This is a genomic window from Rhodoplanes roseus (genome assembly GCF_003258865.1).
Lineage (GTDB): Bacteria > Pseudomonadota > Alphaproteobacteria > Rhizobiales > Xanthobacteraceae > Rhodoplanes > Rhodoplanes roseus.
Map to the genome: position 1 here is coordinate 1 of NZ_NPEX01000601.1, position 1,001 is coordinate 1,001.

Below are 1,001 nucleotides of genomic sequence, written 5' to 3' on the forward strand. Positions count from 1 at the left end.
GCGATCTCGCTTCGCTCGACCGCGCCACCCTCTCCCGCGAGGGGAGAGGGGATGGAAGACGCGAGGCTCTCGCGCCTCACAGCCGCCAGCCGGAATGGAGCGCCACGATGCCGCCGCTCATCATGCGGACGTCGACGCGGCGGAAGCCGGCCGCCTCGATCATCCGGGCGAAGGTCTTGGGCTTCGGGAATTTTCTGATCGACTCGACCAGGTAGCGGTAGGCCTCGGCGTCGCCCGCCACCATGCTGCCGATGCGCGGGATGACGTTGAACGAGTAGAGGTCGTAGATCCGGTCGAGCCCCGGGATGTCGACGGTCGAGAATTCGAGGCACAGGAACCGGCTGCCCGGCTTCAGCACCCGGTAGGCCTCGGCCAGCGCCGCCTCGATGCGCGGCACGTTGCGGATGCCGAACGCGATCGTGTAGGCGTCGAAAGTCCTGTCCGGGAACGGCAGGCTCTCGGCGTTGCCCTCGATGAACTCGACCACGTCGTCGAGCCCGCGCGCATAGGCGCGCTCGCGGCCGACCTCGAGCATGTCGGTGTTGATGTCGCAGACCGTGGAGCGGGTGCCGGCACCGCCCGCCTCGACGGTGCGGAACGAGATGTCGCCGGTGCCGCCGGCGACGTCCAGCAGGTGGAACGGCCGGTCGCTCTTCGGCGGGTTGACGGCCGTCACCAGCACGTCCTTCCAGGCCCGGTGCAGGCCGGCCGACATCAGGTCGTTCATCAGGTCGTAGCGGCGCGCCACGGTGTGGAACACGTCGTCCACCAGGGCCTGCTTCTCGGCCAGCGGAACGGTGCGGAATCCGAAATGGGTGTCTTGCGAAGTGTTTTGGGAATGATCGGTCGGCATGGGATGATCTGGTCTGGCTCGAGCTTTTGCGCGGCGGACCATAGCGCGGGCTCGCCGGTGGCGCTATCTCTCAGGTCATGTTCCCGCTGTCCCGTTTTGTTCCCGTCGGTCATCCGTCATCCCGGGGCGCGGACCGCCGGTCCGCGAG

Annotated in this window: 1 protein-coding gene; it reads right to left on the reverse strand. The window is 67.8% G+C overall.

Features of this window, described 5'->3' with window-relative positions; translation table 11 throughout:
• Positions 1 to 76: 76 nt before the first annotated feature.
• Entirely contained in the window at positions 77 to 853 is a 777-nt protein-coding gene (ubiE, locus tag CH341_RS31525) for a bifunctional demethylmenaquinone methyltransferase/2-methoxy-6-polyprenyl-1,4-benzoquinol methylase UbiE (RefSeq protein ID WP_111423675.1), read from the reverse strand.
• Positions 854 to 1,001 lie beyond the last annotated feature (148 nt).

What these genes read in the sequence shown, in the direction of transcription:
- ubiE (WP_111423675.1), bottom strand. Translation starts at nt 853, where the DNA reads ATGCCGACCGATCATTCCCAAAACACTTCGCAAGACACCCATTTCGGA.